Origin of the sequence: Wenzhouxiangella sp. XN79A (genome assembly GCF_012272825.1) — a bacterium.
GTDB lineage: Bacteria > Pseudomonadota > Gammaproteobacteria > Xanthomonadales > Wenzhouxiangellaceae.
In genome coordinates this window covers 64940-78858 of sequence record NZ_JAAWWS010000131.1, presented here as the reverse complement: position 1 = coordinate 78858, position 13919 = coordinate 64940, and the positions used below count along the sequence as shown (strand labels likewise).

Here is a 13919-nt window from a genome sequence, read left to right as displayed (position 1 = left end):
TTCGTTCGTGCGGGTCCGTACGCTTACGGCGCGGACTCGAAGCCGTCGACGAAGATCCGGTCCGGGTCCAGCATCAGCACGAAGCCGTCGTGGTCGGAGTTCCGGGCCAGGGTCATCACGTCGGACTCGAACGGACCCCAGTAGTCGGCGTTGCCGCGCGAGTACTCGAAGCCGGCCAGCAGCGGTCGGGCGGCCTGCGTGACCAGTGCGTGGTCGAGCACCTGGCTGACCTTCTGGAAGATGAACGAGTAGCGTTCGTTGGTCGGCAGGGCGTCCAGCGGCAGCGACAGCGGCGGGTTCGGGATGTTGCTGTCGTCGAAGCCGGGCGTGGATGCGTTCTCGATCGACACCAGGTTCTCGCTCGGCTCGGCGATGCCGAGCAGGTGACCGATCGGGTCGGCATAGCCGTCGGAGAACTGGAAGGCGTTGTAGTCGCCGACCAGCACGATGGCCAGGTCCGGTTCGGCGGTCTGCAGGTCCTGGACCAGCGTGGCCACCGACTGGGCCTGCTCGTGGCGCTTCAGCCGGGTTCGGCCGTCCGGGTCGTCGACGCCGCCGAGCGAGCGCAGGTGGTTGTTGAAGACCACGAACGGCAGCGACTGGCCGGCGCCGGAGAAGGTGCCGCGCAGGACCAGCGGCGGCCGGTCGTGCAGCGGCGAGCCGTCGCTGCTCAGGCACTCGGCCTCGGCCTGCAGCTGGACCGAGTCCACGGTGACCCGCGCTTCGTTGACCAGGTAGCCGTTGTTGATGTTGCCGCGGTCGTTGCCGCCTTCGAGATAGCTGGTGTAACCGACCCCTGAAAGCAACTGGATCTCGGCGGCCAGGTCGTCCAGCACGGCCGCACTTTCGACCTCCTGCAGGGCCAGCACGTCCGGCGTGTTCAGGCCCTGGACGATGTAGGCGGCCAGCTTGTTCAGCTTGATCGCGTAGTCGGCGGCCGACAGCACCTCCCGATCGATCGCGTCGTCGGTACTGCCGCAGACGCTGATCGGCCGCGGCGCGCCGAGCGTGTCGTCGAACAGGTTCAGCGCGTTCAGCGAGCCGATCGTCAGCATCTCCGGCGTGGCCGGCGCGACCGGGTCCGGCAGCGGCGGAGCGGCCTGCAGGTTCAGCGTGGTCGGCCACAGCGCGAAATCGCCGAAGGAGAAGCCGAGCACGCCTTCGGCCGAGAAGCGCTGGCCGCCGGCCAGCGGATCGGTGACGGCCAGGAAGCGGTCGGGGTCGATCTCCAGCAGCTCCGGCGCGCCGGACCAGACCGGGCAGGTCGCGCAGCCGGGAATGCCCGGGAACGCCGCGCCCTTGCCGCGCAGGATGCGCGTGCCGTCGGTGCTGATCACCGCCTCGGCGACGGGATCGCTGCCGAAGCTCTGGCTCGGCGCGGTGACGATGCCGTCGGCCACGGCCACGCGCATGCCCTCGAAGCACTCGTACTGGGTCGCGCCGCAGCTCAAGGCCGTCGGGTCCGGCGACGGGACCTGGCCGTCGAAGGCGACCGGGGCCGGCAGCGGGTTGCCCGAAGAGACCACCTCGACGCTGGACGGCTGGGCGATCTGGGTGAAGTCGAAGAACTCGGCCACGGCGCCGTTGATGTTCACCGCGTCGCCGACCGACACGGTCGGGGCCGAGCCGGTGAACACGAACAGGCCGCGCGAGGCCGGGTCGAGGCCGCCGCGCGTGCCATCCGGCATCTGGACGAAGAAGCCGTTGCCGGCCACCGCGGTGACGATCGCGCCTTCGACGCGGACCACCTGGCCCGGGTCGTTGCCGGTCGCCGGCGCGAACGGGCTGCGCAGGCCGGTGCCCTGGATTTCCTCGATCGTGAACACGTCGGGCTGGAAGTCGAAGTCCGCGTCGTCGCGCGGCTCGAGCTTGTAGTTGCCGAACGAGAACCAGCCGATGCCGCGCAGGAACGCGTAGGCGTCGTTCAACGCCGGGGCGATATTGATCGACGCGGCATCATCGCCGCGCGCGTTACCGGAGCCGTCGGAGAACAACCATTCACCGAAGTCCAGCGTATCGTCGGTGACGGTGACGTTGTTGAACTCGACCAGCACCGCCTCGTAGGGCTCGGAGGCGGCCGGGTCGTTGTCCGGGAAGGCGCCGGTGGCCAGCAGGGTCGGCGCAGGAACGGCGGCGCTTCCGGTCACCTCGACCGAGGCCAGGGCCAGCTCGGTCAGCCCGTTGCTTTCGCCGACGGTGCCGAGCACGCGAACGCTGTCACCGCGCGCGGTCACCGCACCGGCCGTATCGCCGTCGACGACCAGGCCCGACCACGGGCCGGTGCCGTCCTGGATGACCCAGAGGCCGGGGTTGTCGAACTCGCCCGGTGCGGCGGTCACGACGCCGTCGACGAAGACCGTGCGGCCGACCAGCGGCGAGGCATCGTCGATCGTGGCGTCGGCGACCTGCTGGATGTCGGTCGTCGTGACCAGTTCGCGGAAGACCGTGTCGAAGGTGGCCTGCTCGGTCACCGGCGAGCCGCCCTGGGTGGCGGTCAGGTCGACCGTGTTGGTCCGGGTGGCGTCGGCGGGAAGTCCGGCGTCGGTGGCCACGACCAGCTCGAACGAGGCGCTGGCGCCGGCGGCCACCGTGCCGAACGACCAGGTGACCGTTCCGGCACCGACCGAGGCGGTCGGCCCAGCGGTATCCGATACGTAGCTGAAGCCGGTCGGCAGCGTGGCGACCAGCTCGACGCTGTCGAGCGCCTCGGTGGTCGACGGATTGCTGAACTCGATCGTGTAGGTCAGGTTCTCGCCGGCCAGCCCGACGGCCGGGCCGGTCGTCGCCAGCACCACCGCCGGCGGTGCGGCTGCGGTCAGCGTCACGTTGTCGATGGCCAGCTCGTCGCGCGAGCCGCCGCCGATCGCATCATCGCTGGTCCAGCGCAGGAACAGGTTGCCGCCGGCCGGAACGCTGATGCCGATCAGCGTCGTGGCGCGCGGCACGGTGGCCCAGCTGGCCGGGCTGTCGCGCAGCTCGGTCGAGGTGAAATCGAGTTCCGGAACCGCGGTGAAGGTGGCGCCGTCCGTCGACCAGGCGAAATTCAGCGTATTGCCGCGATCCTGGTCGTTGAAGACCTTGATGTCGTAGGCCACGTCCACGGCCTGCAGCGTGGCGCCGGTGGTGTTCTCGACCCGCAGCTCGAAGGTGCCGGGCGAGAAGTCGCCGGACGTCGGCTGCGCGCCCAGCGCACGGTCACCGCCGCCGGTATCGAAGCCGTAGATGCCGCCTGTGCTGGCGCCGCCGGCGGCGGCGCCGCGGGCGAAGTCGCCGCTGTCGTGGGTCCCGCCGAAGCTGCCGTCGCCGTCGGACAGACCGGTCACGCGCCACAGGTCCGAATCGAGCTGGCCGGAGGCCGGGGTCGGCGCGAAGCCGCCGCCGGTGAAGCCGGTGAAGTCTTCGCTGAAGAACGGGCCGCCGCGGGATCCGGCGGCTGCGCTCAGCGAAAGGGTCAGGACGAGCAGCGCGCCGGCGGCTCGGGAAATCATTGAATGTTGCATGACGTCTCGCGGGGTGTGGTCGAATAGAGGCCCCGGAAACCTAGCCGCTTTTCGTTACAGATCGATGATCCGAGCCATGAAATCGATCGGAGGATGCAATCGAACCCGCCGGAGAGCCACCTGATGGGCCGCTGGCGTCCGCCATCGCCGACCTCCAGCCCGTACGTCACCACCCACGGGCTGAAGCGACTGAAGGCCGAACTGAAGGATCTGTGGCGCGTCCAGCGGCCCGAGGTCGTGCGCGCGCTGGCCGCGGCAGCTGCCGAGGGCGACCGCTCGGAGAACGCCGAGTACACCTACCGAAAGAAGCAGCTCGGCGGCATCGACCGCCGCATCCGCTACCTGAGCAAGCGGATCGACGTGCTGAAACCGATCGAGGGCACGCCATCGGACCCGGAAAAGGTCTTCTTCGGGGCCACCGTCACGGTCGAGGACGCCGACGGTTCGGAGGCCATCTACCGGATCGTCGGCCCCGACGAGATCGACGCGGCGAAGAGCTGGATCTCGATCGACTCGCCGCTGGCCCGCGCGCTGCTGGGTTCGCGGCTCGACGACGAGGTCAGCGTCGAGACGCCGAGCGGGACTCGCCTACTGGCGATCGTCGGAATCGACTACCCGGCGAGCGAGGCCGGCTGATCCCGGCGCTGAAATCGATTGCCGCAGTGCCGTGGCGCGCGGATTCGGGTCCAACGCGACCGACCTGCCATCGAAACCGATCCCCAGTGCTGCGAAGGCGCGGTCGATCTCGGGTTCGGCTGGCCCCTTCATCAGCGCTTGATATTCCTGCCGCCAGATCGAGGGTACCGAGAGTTCGCCCAGCTGCTGGATCAGCGAGCGCGCGTCCCATCGGCTGCGCCGGTCCATGCAGCAGCGGTGGAACGCGGCCAGCGCGGAGTCCAGCGAATGCCGGCCCCCGGTCTCGGTCCGCAGCCGGACGTCGACGTTGAGGAAGAACGCAGCGCCGGTCCAGTAGACGCGGCGGTAGGCGCGCAGCTGGCGCATCCGCGGGCTGAGGCTGCGCAGGTCGCGTTCCGCGCCCTGCGGATCGTCGAAGCCGCGCTGGAAACCGCGGGCCAGTTCGGTCCAGGACTCGTGCTCGGAGATCATCCCGGCGCGGGCCTGGAGCAGGTACTGGTAGTACGAGGCCAGGCCCTCGGTGAACCAGATGTCGCGGTTGCCGGGAAACGGGATCAGCAGATGGGCAGCCTCGTGGTAGCTGCGCCAGTCGGCGTTCAGCGCGGCGAGTTCGGCCTGCGGATCGACGTAGAACTCCAGCGCCGGGATCGCGCTGCGGCGGACGCGGCCGAACACCACCGCCGCGCCGCCGGTCTCCACGCCGCGCAGCCGCACGGTCAGTCGCTCGACGGGGTAATCGGGGCTGACGGTGCGCACCGCGCCCAGCGCGGTCTGGATCCAGCCGGTCCAGGGTTCCGGGCCGTCGGCGCCGGCAGGCGGATGGACGTCGACCCGGATCGGGGCCGCGCTCGCGGCCAGCGGGGCGGTGCCGTTGTCGACACTCGCGTCGGCACCCAGCCCGACCTCGGGGCCGGCTCCGAGGGCGATCACAAGGAGGAGCAGAAGGCGACGCATGGCGCCAGCTTGCCCGAGCGCGGTGAATGCCGGCTGAACCGGCGCGCGATCAGCCGGCGTTGTAGATCCGGCTGCCGCGTCGGGCGTAGTCGCGCAGCACGGCGGCTGCCTCGTCCTGCAGCAGGCCGGTGACGACCTCGATGCCGCGGCGCTTCAGCATGCCGGTCCAGTCCTCGATGCGCTCGCCTTCGTCGAAGCCGGTGACTTCGGCGTCGGTCTTGCTCGCGCCGCACAGCACCCGCTTGATGCCCGACCACGGGATCGCACCGAGGCACATCGCGCAGGGTTCACACGAGGTGGCCAGTTCCAGCGCGCCGTGCTGCGACAGGTCGTAGGTGCCGAGCCGGGCCTGGGCCAGGCTCAGCGCGACGATCTCGCCGTGGGCGCTGCTGCAGGAATCGGGCTCGACCCGGTTGACGCCGGCGGCGACGAGGCGGCCCCGTTCGTCGGTGACCAGCGCGCCGAAGGGGCCGCCGGTGCCGCGTTCGACGTTGAGCCGCGACAGCTCGACCGCGGCCCGCATCCGGTCCTCGGGCGCGGGAAAGCGCTCGGGCTGGTCGGCGAGCCAGTCGTCGAACCAGTCGGGCAGGGCGATCGCGAAGGTGGTCGGCAGGCTCATGCGGCCCCCCGCTGGCGGACGGCCTCGAACAGCGCGATGCCGGTGGCGACCGACACGTTCAGGCTTTCCATCGTGCCCGGCATGGGAATCCTGGCCAGTTCGTCGCAGCGCTCGGCGGTCAGCCGGCGCAGGCCGCGTTCCTCGCTGCCCATGACGACGATGCGCGGACCCTTCAGGTCGATGTCGTACAGCGCGGTCTTCGCGTCACCGGCCAGCCCCACGGCCCAGACGCCGGCCTGCTTGAGGTGCTCCAGCGCACGGGCCAGGTTGGCGACTTCGACCAGCGGCACGCGTTCGGCCGCGCCGGCCGCGGCGCGCCGGGCGGCCGGGCTCAGCGGCGCGCTGCGGTCGCGCGGAACCAGTACGGCATCGACGCCGGCCGCCGCGGCCGAGCGCAGGCAGGCGCCGAGGTTGTGCGGGTCCTGGACCCGGTCCAGGGCCAGCAGCAGGAGATCGGGTCCGCGCGCCTCGATCAGACCATCCAGCTCGGCCTCGCCCATCGGCTCGGCCGGGCGGAATTCCGCGACCACGCCCTGGTGGGTCTCGCCGCCGGCCAGCTTGTCCAGCGCGTTGGGCCTGGCCGCCTGGACCGGGATGCCGGCGGCCCTGGCGCGCTCGATCAGGGCCTGGACGCGCGGATTGCCGCCGGCCGCCCACAGCTGCAGCACGCGCTCGGGGCTGCGCTCGATCAGCGCTTCGACGGCGTTGATGCCGCCGGTGTGCTCGCGTTTCATTGCGAGCCTCCGCCCTTGCTGCCGGCCTTCTTGCCGCCGCGCTTCCCGCCGCGGCGGCGGCCCGGCTTGCCCGGGCCCTTCCGGCCGCTCTTGCCCTGCGGGGGCCTGCGGCCGCCGGCGCGCTTGCCCGGGTCGTCGGCATTCTCGTCGCCGGCGATCCGGAAATCGATCTTGCGCTCGTCGACATTGACCGACAGCACCTCGATCCGGACCGGGTCGGCCAGCCGGAAGCGCAGGCCGCGGCGTTCGCCGGTCAGCACCCGGCCGGTCGGGTCGAAGTGGTAGTAGTCGTTGGGCAGCGAGGTGATGTGGACCAGCCCGCTGACCCCCATTTCGGGCAGCTCGACGAAGCAGCCGAAGCCGGTCACCCCGGTGATCACGCCGTCGAACTCGTCGCCGACGTGGCGCTGCATGAACTGGCACTTGAGCCGCTCGTCGACTTCACGGCTGGCGTCCTCGGCCCGGCGCTCCAGGTACGAGCACTCGCGGCCGAGCTCGGCCATGCGCCTGGTCGAATACGGATAGTTCTTCTTCGGCTCGCGGCGCAGCCAGGCCTTGAGCGCGCGATGCAGCAGCAGGTCGGGGTAGCGCCGGATCGGCGAGGTGAAGTGCGAGTAGGCCTCCAGCGCCAGGCCGAAGTGGCCCTTGTTCTCCGGCTGGTAGACCGCCAGTGCCAGGCTGCGCAGCAGTACGGCGTCGACCAGCGGCGCGATCGGCGTGCCGCGCGCCTTCTTCTGGATGCGGGTCAGGTCGGCCGGTTCGGGTTCGTCCTTCCAGTCCACCGCGATGCCGTGGGCCGACAGGAAGCTCTCGAGCTCGGCCAGCTTGTCCGGCGGCGGTACGTCATGGACGCGGTAGAGGACCGGCCGCTCGATGGTCTCGGCGGTCTTCGCGGCCTGCACGTTGGCGGTGATCATGCATTCCTCGATCAACTTGTGTGCATCGTGCCGGGTCCGGCGGCGCAGCTGCTCGACGCGGCCGTCGGGCGCGAACACGAAGGTGACCTCGCTGGAGTCGAAGTCGATCGCGCCGCGGCGGTCGCGTTTCCGGGCCAGCAGCCGATAGACCGCGTAGAGGTCGTCGAGGTGCGGCCGCACGTGCGCGAAGCGCTCGTTCAGCGGCGCGTCGCCGTGCTCGACCATCTGGCGGACCTGGTCATAGGTCAGCCGCGCCTGCGAGCGCATCACGCCCTCGGCGAAGCGGCTGTCGGTGACCTTGCCCTTCGCGTCCAGCGTCATGTCGCAGACCATCACCAGCCGGTCGACATCGGGGTTGATCGAGCACAGCCCGTTCGACAGGACCTCGGGCAGCATCGGCACGACCCGGTCGGGAAAGTAGGTCGAGGTGCCGCGCTTCTGCGCTTCGTCGTCGAGCGCCGAACCGGGCGTGACGTACTCGGCGACGTCGGCGATCGCGACGATCAGCCGCCAGCCGTCGCCGCGGGGCGCGGCGTACACCGCGTCGTCGAAGTCGCGCGCATCGGCACCGTCGATCGTGACCAGCGGCAGGTCGCGCAGGTCCAGGCGGCCTTCGGCGCGCTTCGGGTCGATCGTCTCACCGAAGGCTTCGGCCTCGCGCACCACCGCGTCGGGAAACTCCGCCGGCAACTGGTGATTGAAGATCGCGATCTGCGTGGCCATGCCCGGCTCGTCGTGCTCGCCCAGCACGCTGACGACCTCGCCGACCGGGCTGCGCTTGAAGCCCGGCGGCCGGGTGATCCGGGCGACGACGATCTTGCCGGGCGACAGCCCCGCCGTATCGGCGTTCGGGATCAGCACCTCGTGGGTCAGCTTCGGGTCGTCGGGCACGACCATCGCCACGCCGCTTTCGATCACGTAGCGGCCGACGATCTGGGCCCGGGCCCGTTCGAGCACCTCGACGATCTGGCCTTCCTTGCGGCCACGATGGTCGACGTTGACCACCGAGGCCAGGACCCGGTCGCCGTCGAACACCTGCTGCATCTGGTGCGGCGGCAGGAACAGGTCGTCGCCGTCCTCGTCGGGCACCACGAAGCCGAAGCCGTCGGCGTGTGCGCTGACGCGCCCGCGGACGAGGTCCATGCTGTCGGTCAGGCCGTAGGCGGCGCGCCGGTTGCGCACGACCTTGCCCTGGCCGATCAGTTCGAGCAGCAGCGGCTTGATCCGTTGATCGGATTCGGCGTGGGTGAGTCCGAGATTTTCGGACAGTTCGCGACGGGTGACCGGGCGGCCGGCCTCGCGCAGCATGTCGAGCAGGGTGTCGGTGGTGATCTTCAAGCGGTTTCCGTGGTCCATGTAGGGCCACCATTGTACGGGCTGTGACGGTCTTCGCTTGACCTGGCCGGCCGGATCGCCATACTGTCATCCGGTTGAGCCGAACGATGACCCAGCGCATCACACAGGGGTTGCATGCAATTGAATTCGAGAATCCTTTTCCTCGTCGCCGCCGGACTGGCGCTGACCGGCTGCGCGGTAGAGACTCGCGAATCCGTCGATCCGGCGCCGCCGAGCCCGGCCAGCGCGATCGAGCCGTCGCCGTCCGACCCGTTCCAGGCCGTCGACGAGGCCTTCGCCCGGATGGCGTTGGACCAGGTGCCGGTCGAGCCGGGCGAGACCGGCCCGCGCTCGATCTGGCCCCGGCTGGTCGAGCGCTTCGCGATCGCCGAGTGTCCGGCCGACAGCCGGGCCGAGGACTGGGCGAACTGGTACGCCGACAACCATGAATACCTGGGCCGCGTGTTCAACCGTGCGCGTCCCTGGCTGCACGAAATCGCCAACGAGGTCGAGCGCCGCGACCTTCCGGGCGAACTGGCCCTGTTGCCGGTCGTGGAGAGCGCGTTCGACCCGTTCGCCTACTCGCATGCCCGCGCCGCCGGCCCGTGGCAGTTCCTGTCCGGCACCGCGCGCGACCATGGCATCGTGATCAACGACTGGTACGACGGTCGCCGCGATTTCGTCGCCGCCACCGATGCCGCGCTGGACTACCTGGAGTACCTCAACGGCCTGTTCGACGGCGACTGGGCGCTGGCCATTGCCGCCTACAACGCCGGCCAGGGCCGGGTGATGCGGGCGGTGCGTCGGAACCTCGCGCGCGGGCGCGGAACGGCCTGGGACGAGCTCTCGCTGCCGCGCGAGACTCGCGGCTACGTGCCCAAGCTCAAGGGCCTGGGCTGCCTGTTCCGCGACCCCGCCGCGTACGGCTACCGGTTGCCGGAGCTGCTCGACCAGCCGCGCGTGGCCACGTTGGACCTGCCCGGCTCGATCGACCTGGTCGAGCTGGCGCTGCTCGCCGAGCTGGACCTGGCCGAACTGATCACGCTCAACGCCGGATTGAACAAGCACCGCACGCCGCCGTCGGGCCCGCATCACCTGACCGTGCCGCTGGAGGCCGCCGAGCGGGCCCGCGCCGCGCTGGCCGTGCTGCCCGACGACGCCGCGATCGGCTGGCAGGAGATCGAAGTGCGCCCCGGCGATTCGCTGTCGGTGCTGGCGCGCCGCCACGACACCAGCATCGATGCGCTCCGTAAGGCCAACGGGCTGAACGGCGATCGGCTGATCGCCGGCCAGACCCTGCGCCTGCCGGGCAGCGTCGATCTCGACAGCGAGGCCCTGAGCGATGACTACCTGACCGCCTATCGAGAACTGGCCGCGCTGCAGCAGCAGCTGCTGCCGGCCGACCGCTTCATCCACCGGGTCCGTTCCGGCGAAAGCCTGTGGGTCATCGCCCGGCGCTATGGCCTGAGCGTGCGTGAACTGCAGCAGATGAACGGAATGGGCTCCAAGGACCTGATCAAGCCCGGCCAGCGCCTGGTCATCGAGACCGGCCGCCAGCCGCCGCCGGCCGCCCAGCCGGCCCGGCACGTGGTCCAGCGCGGCGACTCGCTCTGGAACATCTCGCGCCGGCACCGGGTCGGCCTCGACGACCTGATGCGCTGGAACGATCTCGATGCCGACAGCGTCCTGCAGCCGGGCCAGCAGCTGATCATCCGGGCCGGCAGCGATGCCTGACCGGCGCATCCATCGCCCGTTCCGGGCCGTCCTGTTCGGTCTGCTGGCGCTGGTCTCGGCCGCAGCGAGCGCGGCGCTGACGCTGGACGGCGAGCCGGTGCAGGGCGCGCTGCTGATCGGGCACGCGCCGCCGGATCACGACGTGGTCCTGGACGGCGAACCGCTGCTGCGCACCTCCGATGGCAGCTTCCTGGTCGGCTTTGCGCGCGACGACACCGAGCCGCGCAGGCTGGTGGTCACCGCGCCGGACGGTGAGCGCATCGAGCGGGTCCTGAGGCCGGCCGATCGCGAATTCGACATCCAGCGGATCGACGGCCTGCCGCCGTCGCAGGTCACGCCCGACCCCGAGGCGATGGAGCGGATCCGCGCCGAGGCCGCGCTGACCCGGGCGGCCCGCGAGCGCCGTGACGACCGCGCCGATTTTCGCGACGGCTTCATCTGGCCGATGACCGGCCCGATCACCGGCGTGTACGGTTCGCAGCGCATTCTCAACGGCGAGCCGCGCAACCCGCACTGGGGCATCGACATTGCCGCACCCACCGGCACCCCGGTGGTGGCGCCGGCCAGCGGCATCGTGACGCTGGTCCACGATGACATGTACTTCTCCGGCGGCACCCTGCTGCTGGACCACGGCCTGGGCCTGAGTTCGGCCTTCCTGCACCTGCACCGGATCCTGGTCGAAGAAGGCCAGCGGGTCGAGCAGGGCGAGGTGATCGCCGAGGTCGGTGCCACCGGTCGCGTGACCGGCCCGCACCTCGACTGGCGGATGAACCTCGGCCCGACCCGGGTCGATCCCGGCCTGCTGCTGCCCGGCTTCCCGAACCCGCCGACGGACGATGTGGCCGCCGACTGACCGGCTTGCCGCGCTGCTGCTGGTCGCGGCGCTGCTGGCCGGCTGCGCCGGCCCGCCCGACCCGGCACCGCCGGTGGCCCGGCCCGGCACCGATGCCCTGGTCGACGCCCTGGCCGAACGACTGACCGGCGTGTACACGGGCAGTGCGCCGGGCGATGCGATGGCCGGCGTTCGCCTGCAGGTTCGCCCGCAGAGCGCCCCGGGCACCCGCCCGGCCCGCATCGAACTGATCCAGCACGCCGGCGACGGCCCGGCTCGCCGCTTCGTGCTGGCGCTGGTCGCATCGCCGGCCGTGCCCGGGCAGCTGGTCGGCGTCTTCTCGCCGCTGGACGCCGCCGGCCGGCCGCGCGGCGAGTGCCCGCTGACCGGCTCGGCGCGCGACGGCGGGGTGGTGCTCACGACTTCGGCGGCGACCTGCCGCTTCGGGGCCGGCGACGGTGAGGTCGGGCTGATCAAGGAGTTCGCCTTCGACGGCCGCCGGCTGGTCATCGGCGACCGGGTGCTCGGCGCCAACGGCGAATCGGCCTTGCCCGACAGCCTGATCGAGTTTCTGCCGGTCCATCGCTACACCGGCTGGGCAGGCCGACGCGACGACGGCGCTGGCGAAGGCTCCTGGCGGCGCGCCGATGCCGTGGCGCTGGCCTCCGACGGCCGCAGCGTGGCGCTCGTCGACGCCGGCGGCATGCCGCTGGGCGTGGAACTGGAGCTGGCGCCGTACTGGCCCGACGAGAACGCCGCGGTGCTGCTTCGCCTGCGAGCCTTCGACGCCGACAGCGGCGAATTGCTGGGGCAGGTCTGGGCCGATCCCGATGCAACCCGCCTGGGGCTTGGCCTGGGGGATTTCCAGGCCGGCCTGGAGCGCGCCGAGGACTGAGCGCCGGTCGGTCGCGGACTTGCTCCCGAATTGTCCCCGCTGCTATACTTGCCGGCTCGCGTGATTTCGCGCGAGGCCTTGCTCCACGGCGATGTGTCGTCCTCGGACGTCCGGATCGACCGGGGGCTTTACCTGACCGGACCCTGCGCAGCACCGCTGCCGGTCCGGGTGGTTCAACCGAAAGGAGAGTCCATTGAGACACTATGAGATCGTGTTCCTGGTCCATCCCGACCAGAGCGAACAGGTGCCCGGCATGCTGGAACGCTACCGGCAGCTGGTCGAATCCAAGGGCGGTGCCGTCCACCGTTCCGAAGACTGGGGTCGGCTGCAGCTGGCCTACACCATCGCCAAGCTGCACAAGGCGCACTACCTGCTGCTGAACATCGAGTGCGACGCCGAGACGCTCGAAGAGCTGGAAAGCATCTTCCGCTTCAACGATGCCATCCTGCGCCACCTGACCGTCAAGCGCTCCGAGGCGATCAGCGAGCCGTCGATCATGCTCAAGCGCAAGGAAGAGAAGGACGAGCGCGAATCGCGGCGCGGCGGCAGCCGTCGTCGGGACGATGATGACGACAGCGGCGACGACAGCAGCGATGACGAGACCGATTCGGGCGACGACACGTCGTCCGCCAAAGAATCCGAGGAGGCGTGACCCATGGCCAAGTTCTTCCGACGCCGTAAATACTGCCGGTTTACCGTTGAGGGCATTACCGAGGTCGACTACAAGGACGTCGATCTGCTGAAGGATTTCGTCGGCGAGACCGGCAAGATCATTCCGAGCCGCATCACCGGTACCAAGGCCCGCTACCAGCGCCAGCTGTCGACCGCCGTGAAGCGGGCGCGCTACCTGGCCCTGCTGCCGTACACCGACAACCACTGAGGTGCCCCATGCAACTGATCCTGCTTGAGAAGGTGCACAACCTGGGCGATCTCGGCGACGTCGTTACGGTCAAGCCGGGCTACGGCCGCAACTTCCTGCTGCCGCGCGGCAAGGCCATTCGCGCCACGAGGTCCAACCTCGAGAAGTTCGAGGCCGAGCGCGAGGAACTGCAGCGCCAGGCCAACGACAAACTGTCCGCCGCCGAAGCCCGTCGTGAAGCGATCGACGGCATCGAGGCCGTGGAATTCCACGTCAACGTCTCGCCGGAAGGCCGGCTGTACGGTTCGATCAGCGCGCGCGAAATCGCCGACAAGCTGACCGAGATGGGCTACCCCGTCGAAAAGGTCGAAGTCGACCAGCCCGAAGGCCCGATCCGCGACACCGGCGAGTTCACCGTCGGCCTGATCCTGCACGCCGACGTCCAGACCGAGGTCAAGATCGTCGTGGTCGGCCAGGAAGCCACCGGCGCCTGATCGTCCGGTGATCGTCCGGTGATCGTCCGGTGATCGTCCGGTGATCGTCCGGCAGGGGCCCGGCGCTTGCGTCGGCTGCCGTCTGAGGACTGGAAAACGGGCCCGGCCACCGGGCCCGTTTTCGTTTCTGCGCCTGACCGTCGATTCACGGCGCGCCGAACCCGCATGGCCCACTCGCCCGCAGTATTCATGAATCGCCGCGATGATTGCGCCGGGAATCGTTCGCACAGGGGATTTTTCGACCGAGCGGAATACCATGCTGTATGTCCGAGCGAGGACGATTCGCTGTGCGGACAAGGACCAGGCAAGGGCGCAAGCGCATTCATGAATACTGCGGGCGAGTGTGCCCCGCCACTCATCTTGTAACGTACAGCGAGCCGGAGAGCGTTTGGCTGCAAGGCCTGTCTCGC

Annotated in this window: 12 protein-coding genes; 7 read left to right on the top strand and 5 right to left on the bottom strand. The window is 70.1% G+C overall.

Annotation, left to right across the window (positions count from 1 at the left end):
• Window positions 1–23: 23 nt before the first annotated feature.
• Window positions 24–3500 carry an endonuclease/exonuclease/phosphatase family protein gene (locus HFP89_RS02565; RefSeq protein WP_168716078.1) on the bottom strand — a complete coding sequence of 1159 codons (3477 nt, stop codon included), beginning with the start codon at window positions 3498–3500 and terminating at the stop codon, window positions 24–26.
• A 93-nt stretch (window positions 3501–3593) separates the two neighbouring features.
• Here HFP89_RS02565 and greB point away from each other — a divergent pair, with 93 nt between their 5' ends.
• On the top strand, window positions 3594–4136 hold the full coding sequence (gene greB, locus HFP89_RS02560; RefSeq protein ID WP_240955873.1) for a transcription elongation factor GreB: 543 nt from the start codon (window positions 3594–3596) through the stop codon (window positions 4134–4136).
• On the opposite strand, the gene HFP89_RS02555 is transcribed toward greB, so the two are convergent.
• From HFP89_RS02555 to rnr, 4 genes are read right to left on the bottom strand one after another with little or no spacing between them, the layout of a single operon-like run.
• Window positions 4089–5090 (bottom strand): hypothetical protein, encoded by a 1002-nt coding sequence (locus tag HFP89_RS02555; RefSeq protein ID WP_168716077.1) that lies wholly within the window; start codon window positions 5088–5090, stop codon window positions 4089–4091. The genes greB and HFP89_RS02555 overlap by 48 nt on opposite strands.
• A gap of 49 nt (window positions 5091–5139) precedes the next feature.
• The gene (locus HFP89_RS02550; RefSeq protein WP_168716076.1) at window positions 5140–5709 is read right to left on the bottom strand and encodes a nucleoside deaminase; all 570 of its coding nucleotides are present in this window, start codon (window positions 5707–5709) and stop codon (window positions 5140–5142) included.
• Window positions 5706–6443, bottom strand: a complete 738-nt coding sequence (rlmB, locus tag HFP89_RS02545; protein ID WP_168716075.1) for a 23S rRNA (guanosine(2251)-2'-O)-methyltransferase RlmB — start codon at window positions 6441–6443, stop codon at window positions 5706–5708. The genes HFP89_RS02550 and rlmB overlap by 4 nt, the downstream gene beginning before the upstream one ends.
• Window positions 6440–8716: a ribonuclease R gene (rnr, locus tag HFP89_RS02540; RefSeq protein WP_206212191.1), complete on the bottom strand. Its 2277-nt coding sequence runs from the start codon at window positions 8714–8716 to the stop codon at window positions 6440–6442. Before rnr ends, rlmB begins: the two co-directional genes overlap by 4 nt.
• A 120-nt stretch (window positions 8717–8836) precedes the next feature.
• On the opposite strand from rnr, the gene HFP89_RS02535 reads away from it, so the two are divergent.
• The 6 genes from HFP89_RS02535 to rplI all read left to right on the top strand — a co-directional run bounded on the left by HFP89_RS02535 (window position 8837) and on the right by rplI (window position 13509).
• Entirely contained in the window at window positions 8837–10429 is a 1593-nt protein-coding gene (locus tag HFP89_RS02535) for a LysM peptidoglycan-binding domain-containing protein (protein WP_168716073.1), read from the top strand.
• The gene (locus tag HFP89_RS02530) at window positions 10422–11282 is read left to right on the top strand and encodes a M23 family metallopeptidase (protein ID WP_168716072.1); all 861 of its coding nucleotides are present in this window, start codon (window positions 10422–10424) and stop codon (window positions 11280–11282) included. The genes HFP89_RS02535 and HFP89_RS02530 overlap by 8 nt, the downstream gene beginning before the upstream one ends.
• Window positions 11266–12156 (top strand): hypothetical protein, encoded by an 891-nt coding sequence (locus tag HFP89_RS02525; RefSeq protein ID WP_168716071.1) that lies wholly within the window; start codon window positions 11266–11268, stop codon window positions 12154–12156. The genes HFP89_RS02530 and HFP89_RS02525 overlap by 17 nt, the downstream gene beginning before the upstream one ends.
• A 193-nt stretch (window positions 12157–12349) precedes the next feature.
• A complete protein-coding gene (gene rpsF, locus HFP89_RS02520) occupies window positions 12350–12808 on the top strand; it encodes a 30S ribosomal protein S6 (protein WP_168716070.1) in 459 nt (152 codons plus the stop codon).
• A gap of 3 nt (window positions 12809–12811) precedes the next feature.
• Window positions 12812–13036 carry a 30S ribosomal protein S18 gene (gene rpsR / locus HFP89_RS02515; protein ID WP_168716069.1) on the top strand — a complete coding sequence of 75 codons (225 nt, stop codon included), beginning with the start codon at window positions 12812–12814 and terminating at the stop codon, window positions 13034–13036.
• 8 nt (window positions 13037–13044) lie between these two features.
• Window positions 13045–13509 carry a 50S ribosomal protein L9 gene (gene rplI / locus HFP89_RS02510; protein WP_168716068.1) on the top strand — a complete coding sequence of 155 codons (465 nt, stop codon included), beginning with the start codon at window positions 13045–13047 and terminating at the stop codon, window positions 13507–13509.
• The last annotated feature ends 410 nt before the right edge of the window (window positions 13510–13919 follow it).